This window comes from Psychroserpens sp. (assembly GCF_034670085.1).
Classification (GTDB): domain Bacteria; phylum Bacteroidota; class Bacteroidia; order Flavobacteriales; family Flavobacteriaceae; genus Psychroserpens.
The window spans coordinates 836,025-856,561 of record NZ_JAXMOD010000001.1 but is presented as its reverse complement, the minus strand read 5'-3'; the positions used below and the strand labels follow the sequence as shown (position 1 = coordinate 856,561).

Below are 20,537 nucleotides of genomic sequence, written 5' to 3'. Positions count from 1 at the left end.
ATGATTATCCTACTGAACCTTCTAAACTAATTTCTAAAAGTTTTTGTGCTTCAACGGCAAATTCCATTGGTAATTTATTTAAGACTTCTTTACTAAAACCATTGACGATAAGTGCAATTGCTTTTTCCGTAGAAATCCCTCGTTGATTGCAATAAAAAATTTGGTCTTCTCCAATTTTACTCGTTGTTGCCTCATGCTCAATTTGAGCTGATTTATTTTTGGCTTCTATATATGGAAATGTATGCGCACCACATTCATTACCCATTAATAAACTATCACATTGAGAGAAATTACGAGCATTATCTGCTCTAGAGCTAATTTGCACTAATCCTCTATATGAGTTTTGTGATTTTCCTGCGGAAATTCCTTTCGAGATAATCGTTGACTTCGTATTCTTCCCTAAGTGAATCATTTTTGTACCAGTGTCGGCTTGCTGATAATTGTTGGTTACCGCAATAGAATAGAATTCACCTACCGAATTATCTCCTTTTAAAATACAACTTGGATATTTCCATGTCACTGCAGAACCTGTTTCAACTTGAGTCCATGAGATTTTTGCATTCTTCTCACAAAGTCCTCTTTTAGTTACAAAATTGTAAACACCACCTTTGCCTTCGGCATTTCCTGGATACCAGTTTTGAACTGTAGAATACTTTATTTCAGCATCATCCATAGCAATTAACTCTACAACTGCAGCGTGTAATTGATTTTCATCTCTACTTGGCGCTGTACAGCCTTCTAAATAACTAACATAACTTCCTTCATCTGCAATGAGTAATGTTCTTTCAAATTGACCTGTTCCGCCTTGGTTAATTCTAAAATAGGTAGATAATTCCATAGGACATTTCACGCCTTTTGGAATGTAACAGAACGATCCATCACTAAAGACAGCCGAATTTAAAGCTGCATAAAAGTTGTCTTTTGTGGGTACGATTGTACCAATATATTTTTTTACAAGTTCAGGATGCTCTTTAATCGCTTCTGAAATACTCATAAAAATAATACCCTTTTCAGATAATGTCTTTTTAAATGTTGTTGCAACAGACACCGAATCGACAACAATATCCATAGCGATATTATTCATTTTTTTCTGTTCATCTACTGAAATTCCTAGCTTTTTATACATCGCTAAAAGATCAGGATCAACATCGTCTAATGTTTTATTAGGATCAACAGAAACTGGAGCCGAATAATAAGCTATCGATTGAAAATCTGGTTTTTTATAATTCACATTTGCCCATTCTGGTTCAGTCATTTCTTTCCAGACTTTAAAGGCTTCAAGTCTCCATTCTGTCATCCATTCTGGCTCTTCCTTTTTCTTAGAAATTGCTCGAACGATATCTTCGTTTAAACCAATAGGAAATGTTTCAGATTCAATATCTGTGAAAAAACCGTATTCATATTCTTTGGTTTTTAACTCTTCCCTAAGGTCGTCCTCTGTATATTTTGACATAGTTTGTCTTTCCGTTTTTATTATAATGAAAATGATTCTCCACAACCACAAGTTCGGTTGGCATTTGGATTATTAAATACAAATCCTGCTCCATTTAGTCCGCCAGAATATTCCAACGTAGTACCTATGAGATATAAAAAACTCTTTTTGTCAACAATGATTTTCACACCATTATCCTCAAAAACTTTATCCTCTTCTTTTTGTTCTTTATCAAATTTTAAATCATATGATAATCCAGAACATCCTCCACTTTTTACACCTACACGAACAAAATCGGTAGTACTACTAAAACCATCATCATTCATGAGCTCGATGACTTTCTTTTTAGCTGTTTCTGATACTTTAATCATTTCTTATATAGATTTTGTCTAAATAGATTGCAAATATAAGGTATAAGTAGCCTTTAACCATATTTCCTAACATTATATTAGCAAATAAGTGCATAGAATTAGACTATGAAAATGAAAGCAATCTCAGATTTTGAAAGAAAATTGAGCAGTAGTACCTGTTTTTAAGCAGAAAGTTTTTGAGAAGAATACCTGTTTTGAAGAAGAAACAATTGCCTTAAAGTCGTTTTGATATTTTCGTTTTTAAAGGGAAGTGTTTCAAAATTGTCGTTGTTATCTAAAGTGATTTTTGACTTACATGTCTTACAAGAAAGTTCATGAGAATCTTTTGATAAACGCTCAAGATTATGTCCGAAAATTGAGCACGACAAATCGTTGTTAGTAGTAGTTTTCATAAGTAGGTTTTCATTTGGGATTAGAAACTTAGTAAAATTGTTTTGAATTCAGGTTTAAATGCTAATTTTTTCGATGAACTGCGCAAATATTAAAGATTTACGCTTTGAAAAAGCCTTCAAAATGTATAGTCTTCAAAAAAACATCCTATTTTTGCAACATGATTGAAGATAAAAACCCACAACGTACATCATTAGAGAATTTAGGTGAATTTGGACTTATAGACCATCTGACTAAAAACTTTGATATAAAGCAATCTTCTACAATTAAAAGTATTGGAGATGATGCTGCTGTACTAGATTTCAAAAACAAACAAATTGTTGTTACTACAGATTTACTAATTGAAAATGTTCATTTTGATTTAAGTTATGTGCCTCTTAAACATTTAGGTTATAAGGCTGTAATTGTAAATCTATCTGATGTGTATGCTATGAATGCTAATGCTACACAGATAACAGTATCTATTGCTGTATCGAACCGTTTCCCACTTGAAGCGCTAGAAGATTTGTATGCTGGTATTGAAGCAGCATCTAAAATCTATAATGTAGATGTTGTTGGTGGAGATACTACCTCATCAACTACTGGGTTAATTATTTCTGTAACTGCCATTGGAGAAGTTGACGAAAAGGATGTGGTGCTGAGAACAGGAGCAAAAGCTAATGATTTGGTTGTGGTAACTGGAGATATTGGAGCGTCGTATATGGGTTTACAAGTGCTAGAGAGAGAAAAAGAAGTCTTTAAAGTGAACCCTCAAAATCAGCCAGATTTAAGCATGTACACATATATTATAGAGCGACAGCTAAAACCTGAAGCTAGAAAGGATATTGTTGAATTACTGAAAGGTTTAGAAGTTAAACCAACATCTATGATTGATATTAGTGATGGTTTATCATCTGAAATTATACATTTGTGCAAAAATAGTGATGTAGGTGTTGAATTATATGAAAATAAAATTCCACTAGATCCACAGGTAATTTCAACGTGTGAAGAATTTAATATAGATAGCACAACTATTGCCTTAAATGGAGGTGAGGACTACGAATTATTAATGACAATTTCTCAAGAAGATTTTCCAAAAATAAAAGGAAACCCAAACCTTACTGTAATAGGTTATATCACAGAAAAATCAAGAGGTATGCACTTGATCACAAGAGGTGAACAAGCTATTCCAATAATTGCAAAAGGCTGGAATGCTATGAAAAATGAGGCCTAAGACAAATTAAAGACTCTTCATTTCTAGTCATAAATGTTCTGTCTTGTTGGAGTCCTTTTCTCAATAATCGGCTAGTATGAATACGTTCTAACACCGAATTAATTTCTTTGTATTTAGGTGTGAGTGGAGTTAAATCACCTTTTCCATTTGTGGTCAATTGCGCACTACAATGCGTGCACTTATATTCTTTAACGTGATAGGTAACTTTTTTAGAAACCTCATATTGGTGTCCAAAAAATGAACAGTAGATACTTTTCATTATACAGTTAAATTTAGTTATTACTTTAGATGGATTAATCTAATATATTGAAAACTAAATGTTAACCTCTATTTTGTCTTAATAAATCGATGAAGTGAGTGTTTTGTTCTTTAAACGCATCATTCGACGTGTGTAAATCTCCTCAAGAATATTATTAATCTCCTGAAATTTAGGTGTTAATTCTGTCAGTTTACCATTACCATTGGTGGTTAGTTGACGTTTGCAACACTTACATGTGTATTCTTTAACATGTTTAGTTACCTTTTTCGTCATTTCGTAATTATGCCCAAAAAGGTCGCAATAAAATCGCATTGGAGCTGGAGCGTTTGTAGTTTTTTTCATGGCTGTAGGATTTGGGGACTGCTAACATAGAAAAAAATATCAATAAAAACGATAAAAGGTTTTATTTTTCGATAAAACGAATTAATTTGTAGTCTAATTCGTTCATATTCTCAATATGGCTCATGTGACCATCTGGAAATTCAACTATTTCAATAGTTGTATTAAGTGCTTGATTAATGAGCGTATTGTATTCTAAAACAGGATCTTTACGTCCAATAACCATCATTTTTTTGAAATTTGAGTTTTGTAAGAGAACCTCTCGATTTGGTCTAATTTTCATGCCTTCTAAAGCAGCAATTATTCCTTGAAGCGGTGTTTTAAGAGCTTCTTGTTTTACCAATTCAATATCCTTTGCAAACCGTTCTCTATTATCTGGTGCAAAAAGATTTGCAATTGACATACTAACGAATGTCTTATGGTTTTTCTTTACAGCTTCTATGGCTCTATCTCTATTTGTTTTTCGTTCTTCATTATCTTCTGCCCCAGAGGAGTTCAATAAACACAAACCATTTATTAAATGCGAGAATTTTTCAGCAAACGCTAAGGCAACATAACCTCCCATGGAGTGACCAATAAGTGTAAATGATTCAATCTGTAATTCATCAATTACAGTTTTCACGGCTTCTGCCATAGCGTCCATAGTATGAATATAACCTATACATCCTGTCTGACCATGTCCTAAAAGATCAATACAGATTACGCTATGATTTTTAAGTAAACTAGGCTTAATATTAGTCCACATTGTAGAGTTTTCAAGAAAACCATGCAATAAAACAATAAAATCACCTTGTCCTTCAACCGTATAAAATATTTGACTCCCTTTGTATTCTAAAATCATTTTTAAACTATCTTGGGCAAAGATAAAGCCAACCTATGAATAAAACTAAAGAAACATTTGTCTTTGGATTTGCACTTTTTGCAGGGTTTTTTGGTGCTGGGAATTTAATATTACCACCAATGCTGGGCTATCTCTCAGGACCAGATTGGTGGTTGGTCGCATTTGGATTTTTAATTTCAACCACTTTAATTCCTTTATTATCAATATTTGCACATGCAAAATTACAAGGCACTCTGTATGATTTTGGTAAAAAAGTATCGCCACTTTTTAGTTTTATATTTTGTCTTGCAATGTTACTTATAACTGTTGCCTTACCTTGCCCAAGAACTGCTGCAGTTACTCATGAAATAGCAATACAACCCTTTTTTGGCACCAGCGCTTGGCTCACAAGCATTATTTACTTCGTTCTTGTGTTTATTTTCGTCATAAATAGAAATCAAGTTTTAAATTTAATTGGCAAGTACTTGACACCTATAATAGTCAGTATTGTAATTCTTATTATTGGAATTGGAATAATGTCTCCTTCGATGACAATTACTCCATCAGGTTTTGAAGTACCTATAATTAGTGGTTTGCTCGAAGGCTATCAAACCTATGATGCGATGGCAGGAATGATTATGGGAGGAATTATAATTGTTTCCATTAATAACTCAAATCTAAATTTATCTTTTGATGATAAGCGAAAAATGATAGCCAAATCTGGTTTAATTGCAATGATAGGTTTGTTTATTATTTATGCTGGTTTAATTGCTGTAGGAGCAATTTATAATTCTCAATTTGAAGCTTCTATTTCTAGAACGAATTTACTTTCAGGATTGGCAGCAAAGACCTTAGGTAATTTCGGGTCTGCCTTTTTAAGTGTTCTTGTTGCTTTGGCGTGCTTTACAACTGCGATCGCCATTATTGTTAGTATTGCCGACTTTTTTAAAGCCTATTTTAAGCAATTCCAAAAAGCGTATTTAATTACAGCAATTATCTGCTGTTTAATCGGTATTGGTGTTGGTCAAATGGAAGTTAAATACATTATTGATATAGCATTACCAGCATTAATGTTTATTTATCCTTTATGTATCGTTCTTATTTTATTGAACGTTATTCCTGAAAAATATGCTTCAGAATTAGTCTTTAGAGGTGTGGTTATGGTCACTTTTTTATTTAGTATTCCTGACTTTCTAGGCTTTTTATTACCTGAAGATAATTTAAAATGGATAAAAAATATGATTCCCTTAGCCAACGAAGGTTTAGGTTGGGTTTTGCCTGCAATGGTGACGTTTTTAGGTATTAACTTATTTACAAGCGACAAAAACAAAGAAGCCTGAAACAAATGCTTTAGGCTTCAATACCTCTTTTTTATTATGCTATGAATTCATAAGGTCTTCTATCTCCTCGACCTCAATAGGAATATTGCGCATTAAATTAAATGGTTCTCCATTGTCTTGGATTACTAAATCATCTTCCAAACGAATTCCGAAGCCTTCGTCTGGAATATAAATACCAGGTTCAACAGTAAACACCATATTGGCTTTCATGGGCTCTGTTAATATGCCGTAGTCATGCGTGTCTAATCCAATATTATGACTTGTGCCATGCATAAAGTATTTTTTATATGCTGGCCAATCTTTGTTTTCATTTTGCACATCGGCTTTGTCTAATAAGCCCAAGCCCAATAACTCAGAAGTCATCAATTTACCAACTTCAACGTGATAATCTGCCCAAATTGTCCCTGGTTTTAGCATATTTGTAGCATCATTTTTAACACGATTTACAGCATTGTACACTGCTTTTTGTCGGTCAGTAAAACGTCCTGAAACTGGAATCGTTCTCGTCATGTCGCTAGAGTAATTAGCATATTCTGCACCTACATCCATCAATATCAAATCACCAGCTTTACATTGTTGATTATTCTCAATATAATGTAACACATTGGCATTATTTCCTGAAGCTATAATTGGTGTGTATGCAAATCCCTTTGAACGATTATTCAAAAATTCATGCATGAATTCGGCCTCTATATTAAACTCCCAAACGTCTGGTTGTACAAAGTTTAATACACGTCGCAGTCCTTTGTCGGTAATATCACAGGCTTTTTGCATTAAGCTAATTTCGGTAGCATCTTTTACCGAACGTAAACGCTGTAAAATAGGGTTGCTTTTAGCTACAGCATGCGCAGGATATTTATTTTTAAGCCATTTTGTAAAACGATCTTCACGAGTTTCAGTTTCTACATTAGCTCTATAATGTTCATTGGTATTTATGTAAACAGTATCACATTGCGTCATCAATTCGAACATAATTTTTTCGAGATCCTGAAGCCAGTACACTGTTTTAATACCACTAGTTTTTAAGGCTGCTTCCTTAGTTAATTTTTCGCCTTCCCAAATTGCAATATGTTCATTCGTTTCCTTTAAAAATAAAATTTCTCGATGCTTTTCGTTAGGACAATCAGGAAAAATCACTAAAATACTTTCCTCTTGATCAACGCCACTCAAATAGAATATATCGCGATGTTGTTCAAAAGGCATTGTGCTATCCGCACTTACAGGATAGATATCGTTAGAGTTAAAAACTGCCAAACTACTAGGCTTCATTTTTGCAGCAAAGTTTTTTCGATTTTTTATAAATAGATTTTGATCAATCAAGTGATATTTCATGGTTTGATGTTTTAATATGGTAAAGGTAAATAGTTTAAATAAGTATCACAACTTATCGATAAATTACTATATTTACCGATGAACTGCTAAATTTCATTATTTAAACCAACACTAACCTTTATGAAAACAATTACATTTAAAAATTTATTAAAAACTGCTTTAATGCTGTGTATGATTACAAACTTATCTGCACAAGAACTTATGTACGAGGTGCCTTTAGCTACACAAGTACAAGCGTCAACTCAAATAATTGAAGGAAAAGTTATTGCAAAAACATCCTTTTGGGATGACAATCAAGACAACATTTATACATCAAATACTGTTGAAGTATATAAAGTGTTTAAAGGTCAGCCTTTAACTACTATACAAATTATCACAAGAGGTGGTACTGTTGGATTGGAAGCAGAAATTGTTACACCTAGTTTACAACTTGGTCTTTATGATATTGGAATATTCACATTACACGATGCTACTGTCAATAGTGGGAATAACTCAATCTCTACTTTTCAACCATATAGTGGAGCTCAAGGATTTTACAAATACAATACTCTCACTAATATAGCTGCAAATCCATTTAAAGCAAAACAAGGCATCACAAACTTTTATAATGAAATTGAAAATTTAACTAGTACTCCATATAATAACGTAGGCAACTTCAATATAGCGGATATTATGAGTTCAAATGAAGCCAATAGAGGTACAATTAATATAACTTCATTTGGGCCAAATACTGCAACGGCAGGAACACAAACCGTTTTAACTATAGGTGGTGTTGGATTTGGCTCAACCAAACAAAACGTTGGCTTCGCTAATGCTAATGATGGAGGTATGACATTTACCCTGGCATTAGAATCTCAAATTTTAACTTGGACAGATACTCAAGTAACTGTTGAAATACCAACTCAAGCAGGTTCTGGTCCTTTTGCACTGATTAATTCTGCTGCAACTGCTGTTCTTGCTCAATCAGGAAATTTGGATATTACATATGCTGAAACAAATGCTGTTTTCGATCCAGATGGAAATGGTAACTATGCCTATCCTACTCAACACATAAATAATGATGGAAGTGGAGGTTATATTTGGCAAATGCAAACTGATTTTAATAATAATACAGCTGCGAATGAATCGTTCATTAGAGCGTTTGACACTTGGAGATGTGAAACTGGCATAAACTGGACCATTGGTGCTGTAACTACGACAGATGTTGTAGCAGATGATAACATTAATATTATTAGATTTGATAACGGCTCTGAGCTTCCAAATGGAACTCTAGGTGTTTGCACATCTCGATTTGGTGGCTGCTATACACAAGCACAGCCCACAACCCAAATGGAATGGTTGGCTACAGAACTTGATATTGTTTTTAACGATACAACCAATTGGCAATTTGGACCTGCAAATGCAAATGGCGCACAAATAGACTTTGAAACTGTAGCTGTACACGAATTAGGACATGGACATCAATTAACACATGTAATTGATACCAATAAAATAATGCATTATAGTATTGGTGGAGGCACTAATAATCGTTCACTAAGTGCCAGTGATATTGCAGGTGGAAACGATATTCAATCTAGAAGCACAACACTTCAACCTTGTGGAGCTCCAGTTATGATTGATTTTGATTGTGCTACTTTAAGTGTAAATGATTATGCGTATGCTAATACCATTTCAATTTATCCAAATCCCGCAAATAACACACTTAATATTAAACATTCTGAATCTAATATTCTTGTAGAAGCCGTATTGTATGATGTAAGAGGACGATTAATTACTAAAGTTGATTTAAGTAATACAACATCTATTAATACTAGTTTGTTACATTCTGGAGTATATTTTATTCAGATTGATGATGTCAATGGGAATTCAATAACTAAGAAATTCATTATTGAATAAATAAAATTTAAATAGCAATAAAAAGGCGTTCAAAATTTTGAACGCCTTTTTTTAATATAACTGCTATAACCTTATTTTTTCATAGCATTTTTTATCATACCAACGATTGCCATAACAACTCCTCCACCAACACCACCTCCAGCAACACTTCCAAGGATACTCGTTAAGTCCATTCCTGATGAAGCCGCTGCAGCTTCTGCGCCACTTAAACCAATCATCCCAAGAAGTTGACCACCAAGTCCACCTCCTAAAATTCCTACGATTGAATTACCAAGAGTTCCTAATGAGAATTTCTTCATTAGTGATCCTGCTAAATTTCCACCAACAGCTCCACTGACTAATTGGATAATTAAAGGTAAATACTCTTCCATTTTAATAAATTTATTAGTTAATATTTTGAAAAGTAATGAATTTATTAACTTAAAAAATAAAAATAATTCAATTTAATTAACATTTTGTTATTGATTAGTCTAGGTTAAAACATTTTTAACCTAGTTTATTTAATAATACTTTCTAAAAAAATAGTAATTTCATGCCACTAAAATTCTATTCAACATGTTATATAAAAGATTCTTTTCATTCGTTTTTCTTCTAAATACTTTTTTACTATTTGCCCAGCAACCAGCAACATCTGCTGAAACTATTACTCAAGCACTAGAGCAAAAAAAGAATTTAACTGAAACTTCCCTGGTTAAAAATGTTGCTTTTGAAAACATAGGACCAACAGTAATGAGTGGACGAGTTGTTGACCTCGATGTTAATCCAGAAAATCCAACAGAATTTTATGTAGGCTACGCATCTGGTGGTGTTTGGCATACTGTAAATAACGGAACTACGTTTACTCCAATTCTCGATAATTCAGACACGCAAAATGTTGGTGATATTGCCGTGGATTGGAAAACCAAAACCATTTGGGTTGGTACAGGTGAAAACAATGCGTCGCGCTCTAGCTATGCTGGAATTGGGATATTAAAGTCGACAGATAACGGAAAAACATGGCAAAATATGGGCTTAAACGATTCGCATCATATTGGACGAATTCTCATCAATCCAAACAATCCAAATGAGGTGGTTGTTGGAGTTACAGGTCACTTATATTCGTCAAATCAAGAACGAGGTATTTACAAAACAATGGATGGCGGACAAACATGGTCGCAAAAACTATTTGTTGATAATATGAGTGGAATTATCGACCTACAAACCAATCCTAATAATTACAATTTAATGTTTGCTTCGTCTTGGACCAAAGATAGAAAAGCATGGAATTTTGATGGTAACGGAAATAATTCAGCAATTTACAAAAGTACAGATGCAGGAAACACATGGACTAAAGTTTCAACAGAAAATAGTGGTTTTCCAACTGGAAATGGCGTTGGAAGAATTGGATTAGCTATTTATGATGATGCGATTATTTATGCGGTTCATGATAGTCAATTTAGAAGACCTTCAGAAGAAAATAAAGAAACATCACATATTTTAACGAAAGATGATTTCAAAAGTATGACCACTCAAGCATTCTTAGCATTAGATGACAAAAAACTGAATGAATATTTAAAAATGAATGGCTTTCAGGAAAAATATAGAGCTGAAAATGTAAAGCAAATGGTGCGAAGTGGAAATGTAAAACCAATCGATCTCGCAAAATATATTGAAGATGCCAATTCTATGTTATTTGATTCGCCAGTTATAGGAACTGAAGTTTACAAAAGTACTGATGGTGGACTCACTTGGAAAAAAACACATGACGATTATTTAGACGATATCTATTACAGTTATGGTTACTATTTCGGACATATTTATGTGGCTCCAAATAATGCAGATAACATTTATATTTATGGTGTTCCGATTGTGAAATCTAAAGATGGTGGACAAACATTCACATCTATTAGTGCCGAAAATGTACATGCAGATCATCATGCGCTTTGGATTAATCCTAAAAACCCCAATCACCTCATCAACGGTAATGATGGTGGTGTAAATATTACATATGATGATGGTGAAAATTGGATTAAAAACAATTCGCCTTCTGTTGGTCAATTTTATGCTATTAATGTCGATAATGAACAGCCCTATAACGTGTATGGTGGTTTACAAGATAATGGTGTTTGGGTTGGTGCAAATACAGCTAGAGAAGATAAAAGTTGGCATCAAAGAGGTCAATATCCATGGAAAGGAATTATGGGTGGAGACGGTATGCAGATTCAAATCGATAGTAGAAATCACAATATCGTTTATACTGGTTATCAATTTGGAAATTACTACAGACTTAATCTAGAAACCGAAGAAGACACTTACATTCAACCAAAACATGAACTTGGTGAAAATCCATATCGTTTTAATTGGCAAACACCAATTTTATTGTCACCTCACAATCAAGATATTTTGTACTTAGGCGGAAATAAACTCATGCGTTCAATGAATCAAGGTAATGATTGGACAGCAATTAGTGGAGACTTGACCAATGGCGGAAAAAAAGGAAATGTGGCCTACGGAACTTTAGCTTCAATTAGTGAATCACCTTTTCAATTTGGATTAATTTACACTGGTAGTGACGACGGATTAATACATGTTACAAAAAATTCTGGAGGCAATTGGACAAATATATCTAATTCCTTACCAAAAGACCTTTGGGTAAGTCGAGTAATTGCTTCTCAACATAAAAAAGAACGTGTTTACGCAACACTCAATGGTTATCGTTGGGATGATTTTAAAGTCTATGCGTATATGAGTAATGATTATGGTACTACGTGGACAGACATTAGTTCTAACATACCTGCTTCACCAGTAAATGTCATTAGAGAAGATTCAGAAAACGAAAATATTCTCTATTTAGGAACAGACAATGGTGCTTATGTATCATTCAATCAAGGTCAAAGTTGGGAAGTGTTTAGTGAAGGGCTTCCAAATGTTGCTGTTCATGATATTGTAGTTCAACCTGACGCTAAAGACCTTTTAATTGGCACACACGGAAGGAGTATTTACAAAACTGATATTTCAGAACTACAATTAATGAATAACAAAATGATGTCAAACCCAATAACTATATTTAAAGTTAATGATGTAAGACACTCATCTCGTTGGGGAAGTTCCTGGGGAAAATGGTATGATACCTTCGAACCGGAAATTGAATTGGCTTTTTATGTAAATGCTTCAGAAGAAAAAACAGTTAAAATTTTATCAGAAAAAGGGACGCTCCTTAATCAGTTAAAAGTGAATTCGGATAAAGGATTTAATTATGCTGGTTATGATTTAACAATAACTGAAAAAGGTCGAAAAGCACTACTTAAAGAAAATACAACTATTGAATTAAATAAAGCCAAAAACGATAAGTATTATTTACCAAAAGGCACTTATACAATCCAAATTGATGACCAAAAAACTAATTTTGAGGTAAAATAATATGCTATTTTTAAAGTTATACTAAAAACTCTGAATCAATGAAATACATTAAACTATGCATCTTCTTAATCAGTGGATTAATCATGTCTTGCAGTGAAGACAATGATGGCAACCAGCAACAAAACCCTTCAGAACCTAATTTAGTCATCAAACTAAAATTTGACGCTAATCAAATTCGATTAAATAATTTAGGACAACCAGCAACGATTCCTTCAGGAAATGCAGCACAATCACCTTCAATAAATCGAATGAGCGCTAATTATATTGAATTAGCTCCAACAGCATTAACGCCTTTAGAAACCGGTGAAATTATTTATGTGGGAAGTGAAACTACAGCTGGAGGTGCTCAAGCTATAAATTTTCAAAATGCAGTTTTTGCAGGTAATAACGAAACGTTTATAACAATCCCTTTAACTGAAGTTGCAAGTGGAAATTACGAATGGGTTAGAGTGTCTTTAGCTTATCAAGAAGGCAATATTATTGTTTTCACAAACGGACAAGACATTACGGGAACGTTAGCCAGTTTTGTTGGTTACAATTCCTATATTACTACATTCAATCTCAATGGAAGTACTTTTGATATTAATGACAATAAACCTCAAGGGTTTTGGGCTTTTGAAGCCTTGGGATTTACCACACAAGGGCAAGCTCCAGAAGGATCTACGACAGTGCCAAATCCTTTATTCGATTCCTCACCAATTCCTCCAGGATCTTGTGTGGTTACAGGAGAATTTGAAAATGGATTGAATATCACCGGAAATGAAACTCAAGATATTACTGTAACACTTTCATTTTCTATTAATAATAGCTTTGAATGGACAGAAGTAAATGCAGATGGAAAATACCAACCAGAAGCTGGAGAACAAGTCGTAGATATGGGACTTCGTGGCTTAATTCCTAGTGTAGAAAATTAATTCTTTTCTTTTTTTTATAAAAATTGACACTTATTTCACGTTGATTTGACATTTCCTATCTCTCATTAGGCTAGTTTTAAATTAAAGTCTTCATGAAATGAACTAATAGCTTCTTTTGTGTTTGATAAACCACTAATATTAATCAACTAAATTCATATGCAAAGGTCCCCTTTATTACTTCTAGTAATATTTATATCATCCTATACTTTTTCACAAGAAGATCCAAATAACGATTTGAAAATATACCTTGATTGCAACATTTGTGACACCACGTTTATGAAGCAAAATCTTGGCAACGTACAATTTGTAAGAGATCAAGACCTTAGTGATGTACATCTATTTTTCGTAACACAACGAAATGGTAGTGGTGGTCGCCTTTATGAAGTTGAATTTATAGGTAAAAATAAATTTGAAAACATCAATTACAAATTAAGGTTTTCTACAGATTCTAATATGACAAGAGATGATATAAGACAACGCACTTTAGAATACATAAAACTTGGCTTGGTTAGGTTCTGGATTGCAAGCGACAATGTATCAAATATAACTGTAACTGTTCCTAACCCTCAAACAGAATCTGAAGAGGTTTCTGACATAGACCCTTGGGATTTCTGGGTTTTTAGCCTTGGTGCTAGTGGTTATTTCGAAGGTCAAGAATCTAATAAATCTAGTAATTTAAATTTTAACATTTCAGCTCGAAGAGTAACTGAAAAAAATAAATTTTCATTTAGAGCTAGTTTTGGTGAAAATAAATCTGTTTTCACATATGATGGAGATGATATTATAGCAATAAACAACAATAAATCTTTGAATATTAGTGATGTTTTAAGCATTAATAATCACTGGTCTTATGGTTTCTTCGGAAATATTGGAACCTCAACATATAGCAATTATAAATTGTTTTGGAGACTCAAACCAGGTATTGAATATAATTTTTTTAAATACGAAGAATCTGCAAAAAAACAACTCATCCTAAGCTACCGAAATGGTTTAGTTTTCAACGATTACATAGAACGATCGGTATATGGCAAAGAAAAAGAATTCCAATTTGAACATTCTATACTGCTTGGTGGAAGTATCAGACAAGAATGGGGAAATATTTATGGAGAAGCCTCTTTTATGCAATATTTACACGATACCGATTTGAAGGCTATGGGTTTTTATGTTGGCGCAAGTATTAGAATTTTTAAAGGGTTTAATTTTAATGTTGGTGGTAATTATAGAATTACAAGAAATCAAATTAATCTTCCCGCTGGTGATGTATCACTTGAAGAATTATTGCTTCAACAACAGCAATTACAGTCTGGCTACAACTATTGGGTTAATATTGGTTTTAGTTATCAATTCGGATCAATTTATAATTCAATAGTAAACCCAAGGTTCAACTTTTAAGTAAACCCATTCTAAATAACCAAATATACAACTAAAACCTTGTAGAGCTTCGGCTTGCTCCTTATCTTTGTATGTATATAAACTAACTTCATAGATAATGAGCGGAATTTTAAATTCGTCGATTGGAAGAAAATTTGCCATGGCACTTTCGGCATTCTTCCTAATGATTTTTGTATTACAACATTTTGCAATTAATAGTCTTTCTGTATTAAGTCCAGACACTTTTAATGAAGTATCTCACTTTATGGGAACCTTCTGGGTAATTCAATATGTAATTCAACCTATATTAATCATAGGTGTTATTTTTCATTTTATAATGGGATTCGTATTAGAAATTAAAAACAAGCAAGCAAGAGCCATTAGCTATGCTAAAAATAATGGTGCTGCAAATTCTACTTGGATGAGTAGAAATATGATTTGGAGCGGAGGTTTTATCCTTGTATTCCTTGTTATTCACTTTATTGATTTTTGGATTCCAGAAATTAATACCAAGTACATTGTTGGTGACATGTCTGGCATGCATAATGGCGAATTCAGATATTTTCACGAACTACAAGAGAAATTCGTTCCTATTTGGAGAGTTGCATTGTATTGTATAGGTTTTATCTTCCTAGCACTTCATTTATTACACGGTTTTGATTCGGCTTTCCAATCTGTTGGAGCAAATAATAAATACACAAAAGGATTGAAAACTTGCGGAAAACTATATGCTATTTTAGTGCCGTTAGGATTTGTAATCATTGCATTATATCACCATTTCAATCACATTCATTAATACTTGTAAAGTATGGCTTTAGATTCTAAAATACCAAAAGGTCCAATTGCAGACAAATGGACGAATTATAAAAATCACATCGACTTAGTAAATCCTGCTAACAAGCGTAACATTGATGTTATTGTTGTTGGTACAGGATTAGCAGGTGGATCTGCAGCTGCTACTCTAGCAGAACTTGGATACAATGTTAAAGCGTTTTGTTTTCAAGATTCTCCACGTCGAGCACACTCTATTGCAGCACAAGGTGGAATTAATGCTGCAAAAAACTACCAAGGTGACGGTGATTCAACTTATCGCTTATTTTACGATACTGTAAAAGGTGGCGATTACCGTTCTCGTGAAGCAAACGTCTACCGTTTAGCTGAAGTTTCAGCAAATATAATTGACCAATGCGTGGCTCAAGGTGTTCCGTTTGCTCGTGAATATGGTGGCTTGTTAGATAACAGATCGTTTGGTGGTGTTCTTGTATCTAGAACGTTTTATGCTGCTGGACAAACTGGTCAACAATTATTACTCGGAGCTTATTCTGCAATGAACCGTCAAATCGGTCGTGGAAAAATCAAAATGTACAACCGTCACGAGATGTTGGACGTTGTAATAGTTAACGGTAAAGCTCGAGGTATCATTACGCGTAACTTAATCACAGGAGAAATCGAAAGACATTCTGCACATGCTGTTGTCTTAGGAACTGGAGGTTATGGTAATGTCTTCTTTTTATCAACTAATGCAATGGGATCTAATGTAACAGCGGCATGGAAAGCTCACAAACGTGGTGCTTACTTTGCAAATCCTTGTTACACACAAATTCACCCAACCTGTATTCCTGTGTCTGGAGATCATCAATCTAAACTAACATTGATGTCTGAGTCTTTAAGAAATGATGGACGTATTTGGGTGCCAAAACATATGAAAGATGTTGAAGCAATTCGAAATAGAACTTTAAAACCAAAAGATTTAGCCGAAGAAGATCGCGATTACTATTTAGAACGTCGTTATCCAGCCTTTGGTAACTTGGTGCCACGTGATGTTGCGTCAAGAGCTGCAAAAGAACGTTGTGATGCTGGATTTGGTGTAAACGCAACTGGTGAAGCGGTATTCTTAGACTTTGCTTCGGCAATTGAACGCTACGGTAAAGAGCAAGCTCATGTTAAAGGTTTAGATGAAAATGACCCAGCTCTTGTTAAGAAATTAGGACAAGAGGTTGTGAAAAATAAATATGGAAACTTATTCCAAATGTATGAAAAGATTGTAGATCAAGATCCATACAACACTCCAATGATGATTTATCCAGCAGTGCATTATACAATGGGTGGAATTTGGGTAGATTACAACTTAATGACAACCGTTCCTGGTTTATATTGTATTGGAGAAGCTAATTTCTCTGATCATGGTGCAAACAGACTTGGAGCTTCGGCTTTAATGCAAGGTTTGGCTGATGGCTATTTTGTATTACCTTATACGATTGGAGATTATTTGTCTGATGATATTCGTACAGGTCCTATTTCTACATCCTCCAAAGAATTTGAAGATGCTGAAAATGAAGTTAAAGAGAAATTAGATTTCTTCGTAACAAATGAAGGGAAACATTCTGTTGATTATTTCCATAAGAAATTAGGGAAAATCATGTGGAATAAAGTTGGAATGTCTCGAAACGTTAAAGGTTTAAACGAAGCTATTACCGAGATAAAAGCATTGAGAGAGCAATTCTGGAAAGATGTAAAAGTACCTGGAACTAATGAAGAATATAATGAAGAATTAGCAAAAGCTGGACGTGTTGCAGATTTCTTAGAATTGGGTGAGCTTTTCGCCAAAGATGCTTTAGATAGAGAAGAATCTTGTGGTGGACATTTTAGAGAAGATGCTGTAGAAATAGATGGTGAACAAAAAGGAGAAGCTAAACGTGACGATGAAAATTTCGCTTACGTCTCTGCTTGGGAATATAAAGGAGAACCAAGTGATGCTGTATTGCACAAAGAACAGTTAGAGTTTAAGGATATTGAATTGAAACAAAGAAGTTACAAATAAGGAAAGTTATGAATATGAATTTAACACTTAAAATTTGGCGTCAGAAAAACGCAAGTGATAAAGGGCAACTGGTTGATTATAAAGTCAACGATATATCACCAGATATGTCTTTCCTTGAAATGTTAGACGTACTTAACGAACAACTTGTAAATAATAATGAAGATCCTGTTGCCTTCGATCACGATTGTCGAGAAGGCATCTGTGGAATGTGTTCTTTATATATTAATGGTGAAGCACATGGACCAGATCGTGGTATAACAACATGCCAATTACATATGCGTATGTTTAAAGATGGTGATACGATTTACATAGAGCCGTTTAGAGCTAAAGCGTTTCCTGTGATTAAAGATTTAATTGTAGACAGAACTGCCTTTGACCGTATTCAACATGCTGGAGGCTTTATTTCTGTAAATACCTCCGGAAATACTATTGATGCAAATGCTATTCCAATTAATAAGGAAGATGCTGATAAATCTTTTGAAGCAGCCATGTGTATTGGTTGTGGTGCTTGTGTAGCCTCTTGTAAAAACTCAAGCGCGATGTTATTTGTTGGTGCCAAAGTATCGCAATTTGCATTGCTTCCACAAGGTAAAGTTGAAGCTACTGATCGTGTTCTTAATATGGTAAAGCAAATGGACGAAGAAGGATTTGGTAACTGTACCAATACTGGAGCTTGTGAGGTAGAATGTCCTAAAGGAATTTCTTTAGAAAACATTGCTCGTATGAATCAAGAATATTTAAAAGCGAGTCTTAAGGGTTAATAAAAAACGTTTTCGCACTCAAATTATAAACAAAAATCTCAAGAGCAATCTTGGGGTTTTTTGTTTCTTTACAATATAAAAAATATCATGATTGATCCAATACAATTCTATAATCAAGAATTAGAAACACATAAAGCTGAAGTCGCTTCACAAAAGAAACGGCTTATCCTACTTAGTTCTTTACGTTTGCTAGCCTTTGCAATTACTGTAATGCTCGTGTATGTTACGTTTTCGAGATGGCAATTAGCATTGATTATTGGTATCCTAGGTTTAGGAATCTTTATTTACCTACTTTCAAAATATACAGATTCAAAAGCAAAACGTGATCTTCATAAGGCATTAGCTACTATAAATGCAGAAGAATTAAAAATTGCTTCTGGTGATTTTCATCATAGAGATACTGGATTACAATTTCAAGATCCTAAACATTTCTATAGTTTAGATATAGATCTCTTTGGAAAAGGTTCTTTTTTTCAATTTATAAATAGGACGATGTTACCAGAAGGGCAACATGATCTTTCAAATGCCTTAAAAGCTAATGATAATTCTAACATTGAAGAGCGTCAAGCTGCCATTAAAGAATTGTCCGAAAAAACCAAATGGACACAACTTTATGCGGCAACTGGGAGCTTAATAGAAACCGAAACTCCTAGTTTACAAATCATCAATTGGTTAAAAAATCATAAGAATTTCATCCCTAAGAAGATGAAATGGCTTCCATGGTTAATTACATTTATCTCTTTAGCTTTATTACTCTTTGCTATATTTAGTATCATAGACATTTCATTTTTTGGTTATTGGTTGTTTTTTGGCTTAGGATTCACTGGATTGTATTTAAAAAAGATTAATATACTAGCAGCAAATTCAGATAAAGCAAAAGATACATTTAAACAGTATGCCTCTTTATTACTTCAAATAGAAAATGAAAATTTCACATCAAAACTCCTTCAAGAGAAACAGAAACAAATTCAATCTGAAGGAAAAAAAGCTTCCACTATTTTCTCTGAATTTTCAAAACATTTAGATGCATTAGATAATCGCAATAACCTCATAGGAGCCATTTTCGGGAATGGTTATCTGCTTTCCGATATTAAAAATGCGCTTAAAGTAGAACAATGGATCTCACAATATGCACACAAAGTTGAAGACTGGTTTGATGTGGTTTCTTTTTTTGATGCCTATAACAGCTTAGGGAATTATGCCTTCAATCATGTTGAACACGTTTTTCCAGAAATTACTACTGGTCAAACAACAATAAACGCAAAAGATTTGGGACATCCATTACTTCATAAGGACAAACGTATTAGTAGTGATGTCGTAATACATAATCAACAATTCTTTATCGTAACTGGGGCAAACATGGCTGGTAAAAGCACATTCCTAAGAACCGTGTCTTTACATATAATGATGGCAAATGTTGGCTTACCTGTTTGTGCTAAATCTAGTTCGTATTCTCCTGTAAAACTCATTACAAGTATGCGCACGAGCGACTCATTAACCGATGATAGTAGTTATTTCTTTTCAGAATTAACGCGTTTAAAATTTATAGTGGATGCCATTGAAAAGGAACCTTATTTTATCATTCTAGACGAAATTTTAAAAGGTACAAATAGCACGGATAAAGCCATTGGCTCCAGAAAGTTTGTCGAAAAATTAGTTTCGGGTAATGCAACAGGAATTATTGCTACACATGATTTAAGTCTATGTGAAATTTCCGAAGAACTTGACGACGTGAAAAACTATTATTTTGATGCAGAAATTGTAAACGACGAACTCTACTTTGATTACAAATTCAAAAAAGGCATTTGTCAAAATATGAATGCGAGCTTTTTATTGAAGAAGATGGAGATTATATAAAATAAAAAACCCATTCTAAAAT

General features: G+C 33.7%; 18 protein-coding genes. 10 read left to right on the top strand and 8 right to left on the bottom strand.

Going from position 1 to position 20,537, the window contains the following annotated elements; genetic code table 11:
* Positions 1 to 4 precede the first annotated feature (4 nt).
* From sufB to VOI25_RS03685, 3 genes are all read right to left on the bottom strand, one after another.
* A complete protein-coding gene (sufB, locus tag VOI25_RS03695) occupies positions 5 to 1,453 on the bottom strand; it encodes a Fe-S cluster assembly protein SufB (protein WP_323787599.1) in 1,449 nt (482 codons plus the stop codon).
* A gap of 20 nt (positions 1,454 to 1,473) precedes the next feature.
* Positions 1,474 to 1,803, bottom strand: coding sequence for an iron-sulfur cluster assembly accessory protein (locus VOI25_RS03690; protein ID WP_323787598.1), 330 nt, complete (start codon positions 1,801 to 1,803; stop codon positions 1,474 to 1,476).
* 161 nt (positions 1,804 to 1,964) lie between these two features.
* Positions 1,965 to 2,195, bottom strand: a complete 231-nt coding sequence (locus VOI25_RS03685; RefSeq protein WP_323787597.1) for a hypothetical protein — start codon at positions 2,193 to 2,195, stop codon at positions 1,965 to 1,967.
* Positions 2,196 to 2,353: 158 nt separating this feature from the next.
* On the opposite strand from VOI25_RS03685, the gene thiL reads away from it, so the two are divergent.
* Positions 2,354 to 3,406: a thiamine-phosphate kinase gene (gene thiL / locus VOI25_RS03680; RefSeq protein ID WP_323787596.1), complete on the top strand. Its 1,053-nt coding sequence runs from the start codon at positions 2,354 to 2,356 to the stop codon at positions 3,404 to 3,406.
* On the opposite strand, the gene VOI25_RS03675 is transcribed toward thiL, so the two are convergent.
* The 3 genes from VOI25_RS03675 to VOI25_RS03665 all read right to left on the bottom strand — a co-directional run bounded on the left by VOI25_RS03675 (position 3,387) and on the right by VOI25_RS03665 (position 4,845).
* The gene (locus VOI25_RS03675; protein ID WP_323787595.1) at positions 3,387 to 3,665 is read right to left on the bottom strand and encodes a hypothetical protein; all 279 of its coding nucleotides are present in this window, start codon (positions 3,663 to 3,665) and stop codon (positions 3,387 to 3,389) included. The two genes, thiL and VOI25_RS03675, sit on opposite strands and share 20 nt — an antisense overlap.
* Before the next feature lie 78 nt (positions 3,666 to 3,743).
* Positions 3,744 to 4,007, bottom strand: a complete 264-nt coding sequence (locus tag VOI25_RS03670) for a hypothetical protein (RefSeq protein ID WP_323787594.1) — start codon at positions 4,005 to 4,007, stop codon at positions 3,744 to 3,746.
* Positions 4,008 to 4,068: 61 nt separating this feature from the next.
* The gene (locus tag VOI25_RS03665) at positions 4,069 to 4,845 is read right to left on the bottom strand and encodes an alpha/beta fold hydrolase (RefSeq protein WP_323787593.1); all 777 of its coding nucleotides are present in this window, start codon (positions 4,843 to 4,845) and stop codon (positions 4,069 to 4,071) included.
* A 35-nt stretch (positions 4,846 to 4,880) separates the two neighbouring features.
* Here VOI25_RS03665 and brnQ point away from each other — a divergent pair, with 35 nt between their 5' ends.
* On the top strand, positions 4,881 to 6,164 hold the full coding sequence (brnQ, locus tag VOI25_RS03660) for a branched-chain amino acid transport system II carrier protein (protein WP_323787592.1): 1,284 nt from the start codon (positions 4,881 to 4,883) through the stop codon (positions 6,162 to 6,164).
* 39 nt (positions 6,165 to 6,203) lie between these two features.
* Here brnQ and VOI25_RS03655 read toward each other — a convergent pair whose 3' ends face one another.
* The gene (locus tag VOI25_RS03655; RefSeq protein ID WP_323787591.1) at positions 6,204 to 7,496 is read right to left on the bottom strand and encodes an aminopeptidase P family protein; all 1,293 of its coding nucleotides are present in this window, start codon (positions 7,494 to 7,496) and stop codon (positions 6,204 to 6,206) included.
* 120 nt (positions 7,497 to 7,616) lie between these two features.
* On the opposite strand from VOI25_RS03655, the gene VOI25_RS03650 reads away from it, so the two are divergent.
* On the top strand, positions 7,617 to 9,392 hold the full coding sequence (locus tag VOI25_RS03650; RefSeq protein WP_323787590.1) for a T9SS type A sorting domain-containing protein: 1,776 nt from the start codon (positions 7,617 to 7,619) through the stop codon (positions 9,390 to 9,392).
* 71 nt (positions 9,393 to 9,463) lie between these two features.
* On the opposite strand, the gene VOI25_RS03645 is transcribed toward VOI25_RS03650, so the two are convergent.
* Complete coding sequence (locus VOI25_RS03645) at positions 9,464 to 9,763, bottom strand: hypothetical protein (protein ID WP_323787588.1); 300 nt, start codon at positions 9,761 to 9,763, stop codon at positions 9,464 to 9,466.
* Positions 9,764 to 9,947: 184 nt separating this feature from the next.
* Between VOI25_RS03645 and VOI25_RS03640 the strand changes: the two genes are divergently transcribed.
* From VOI25_RS03640 to VOI25_RS03610, 7 genes are all read left to right on the top strand, one after another.
* Complete coding sequence (locus VOI25_RS03640) at positions 9,948 to 12,791, top strand: VPS10 domain-containing protein (protein ID WP_323787587.1); 2,844 nt, start codon at positions 9,948 to 9,950, stop codon at positions 12,789 to 12,791.
* Between the two features lie 38 nt (positions 12,792 to 12,829).
* Positions 12,830 to 13,705 (top strand): hypothetical protein, encoded by an 876-nt coding sequence (locus VOI25_RS03635; protein WP_323787586.1) that lies wholly within the window; start codon positions 12,830 to 12,832, stop codon positions 13,703 to 13,705.
* A gap of 276 nt (positions 13,706 to 13,981) precedes the next feature.
* Complete coding sequence (locus VOI25_RS03630; RefSeq protein ID WP_323787585.1) at positions 13,982 to 15,097, top strand: hypothetical protein; 1,116 nt, start codon at positions 13,982 to 13,984, stop codon at positions 15,095 to 15,097.
* A 97-nt stretch (positions 15,098 to 15,194) separates the two neighbouring features.
* A complete protein-coding gene (locus VOI25_RS03625) occupies positions 15,195 to 15,872 on the top strand; it encodes a succinate dehydrogenase cytochrome b subunit (protein WP_323787584.1) in 678 nt (225 codons plus the stop codon).
* 12 nt (positions 15,873 to 15,884) lie between these two features.
* The gene (locus VOI25_RS03620) at positions 15,885 to 17,897 is read left to right on the top strand and encodes a fumarate reductase/succinate dehydrogenase flavoprotein subunit (RefSeq protein WP_323787583.1); all 2,013 of its coding nucleotides are present in this window, start codon (positions 15,885 to 15,887) and stop codon (positions 17,895 to 17,897) included.
* Between the two features lie 14 nt (positions 17,898 to 17,911).
* Positions 17,912 to 18,658, top strand: coding sequence for a succinate dehydrogenase/fumarate reductase iron-sulfur subunit (locus tag VOI25_RS03615; RefSeq protein WP_323787636.1), 747 nt, complete (start codon positions 17,912 to 17,914; stop codon positions 18,656 to 18,658).
* An 87-nt stretch (positions 18,659 to 18,745) separates the two neighbouring features.
* Positions 18,746 to 20,515 (top strand): MutS-related protein, encoded by a 1,770-nt coding sequence (locus VOI25_RS03610; RefSeq protein WP_323787582.1) that lies wholly within the window; start codon positions 18,746 to 18,748, stop codon positions 20,513 to 20,515.
* Positions 20,516 to 20,537: the final 22 nt, after the last annotated feature.

Bases quoted from the DNA above. Each gene is read 5' to 3' on its own strand.
- sufB (WP_323787599.1), bottom strand. From the start codon at position 1,453: ATGTCAAAATATACAGAGGACGACCTTAGGGAAGAGTTAAAAACCAAA.
- VOI25_RS03690 (WP_323787598.1), bottom strand. From the start codon at position 1,803: ATGATTAAAGTATCAGAAACAGCTAAAAAGAAAGTCATCGAGCTCATG.
- VOI25_RS03685 (WP_323787597.1), bottom strand. From the start codon at position 2,195: ATGAAAACTACTACTAACAACGATTTGTCGTGCTCAATTTTCGGACAT.
- thiL (WP_323787596.1), top strand. From the start codon at position 2,354: ATGATTGAAGATAAAAACCCACAACGTACATCATTAGAGAATTTAGGT.
- VOI25_RS03675 (WP_323787595.1), bottom strand. From the start codon at position 3,665: ATGAAAAGTATCTACTGTTCATTTTTTGGACACCAATATGAGGTTTCT.
- VOI25_RS03670 (WP_323787594.1), bottom strand. From the start codon at position 4,007: ATGAAAAAAACTACAAACGCTCCAGCTCCAATGCGATTTTATTGCGAC.
- VOI25_RS03665 (WP_323787593.1), bottom strand. From the start codon at position 4,845: ATGATTTTAGAATACAAAGGGAGTCAAATATTTTATACGGTTGAAGGA.
- brnQ (WP_323787592.1), top strand. From the start codon at position 4,881: ATGAATAAAACTAAAGAAACATTTGTCTTTGGATTTGCACTTTTTGCA.
- VOI25_RS03655 (WP_323787591.1), bottom strand. From the start codon at position 7,496: ATGAAATATCACTTGATTGATCAAAATCTATTTATAAAAAATCGAAAA.
- VOI25_RS03650 (WP_323787590.1), top strand. From the start codon at position 7,617: ATGAAAACAATTACATTTAAAAATTTATTAAAAACTGCTTTAATGCTG.
- VOI25_RS03645 (WP_323787588.1), bottom strand. From the start codon at position 9,763: ATGGAAGAGTATTTACCTTTAATTATCCAATTAGTCAGTGGAGCTGTT.
- VOI25_RS03640 (WP_323787587.1), top strand. From the start codon at position 9,948: ATGTTATATAAAAGATTCTTTTCATTCGTTTTTCTTCTAAATACTTTT.
- VOI25_RS03635 (WP_323787586.1), top strand. From the start codon at position 12,830: ATGAAATACATTAAACTATGCATCTTCTTAATCAGTGGATTAATCATG.
- VOI25_RS03630 (WP_323787585.1), top strand. From the start codon at position 13,982: ATGAAGCAAAATCTTGGCAACGTACAATTTGTAAGAGATCAAGACCTT.
- VOI25_RS03625 (WP_323787584.1), top strand. From the start codon at position 15,195: ATGAGCGGAATTTTAAATTCGTCGATTGGAAGAAAATTTGCCATGGCA.
- VOI25_RS03620 (WP_323787583.1), top strand. From the start codon at position 15,885: ATGGCTTTAGATTCTAAAATACCAAAAGGTCCAATTGCAGACAAATGG.
- VOI25_RS03615 (WP_323787636.1), top strand. From the start codon at position 17,912: ATGAATTTAACACTTAAAATTTGGCGTCAGAAAAACGCAAGTGATAAA.
- VOI25_RS03610 (WP_323787582.1), top strand. From the start codon at position 18,746: ATGATTGATCCAATACAATTCTATAATCAAGAATTAGAAACACATAAA.